1 pseudogene is annotated in these 385 nt (G+C 61.6%); it reads right to left on the reverse strand.

Annotation, left to right across the window (positions count from 1 at the left end):
- Positions 1 to 385: pseudogene (locus tag EN879_RS38755) on the reverse strand (GGDEF domain-containing protein); the annotation flags it as partial.

Genomic DNA, 385 nt, shown 5'->3' on the forward strand with positions numbered 1-385 from the left:
CGCGAAAGCGTGTCCGTCTCCGACTTCGACGTCACTTCGGCAAGCACGTCGCGAACCAGGATGGCCAGCATCAGCAGCGCCAGCGCCAGCGCAAAGACAGTGCCGAGCGATTGCGACACCAGCGCGTAGTTGCTTTGCAGATAGGCTTGCGGATTGGCGCCCCAGCCGCCGAGCGCATGGGCGATGAATGGCTTGGAGGCAAACTGCAGGCCGCTCGCCGCCAGCACGGCCATCAATATGCGATCGAGACGGGCAAGCTTTTGCCTCGATGACCAGACGATGGCCAGCCCGATGAACTGCATGACCGCATAGGGAAGCTGGTAAGCCATGATGCGGATCAGCGACTGGCGGGGCAGGTCCTGTACGAAATACACAGCTATGGTGG

It is taken from the genome of Mesorhizobium sp. M7A.F.Ca.AU.002.02.1.1 (assembly GCF_003998535.1).
Taxonomy (GTDB): domain Bacteria; phylum Pseudomonadota; class Alphaproteobacteria; order Rhizobiales; family Rhizobiaceae; genus Mesorhizobium; species Mesorhizobium ciceri.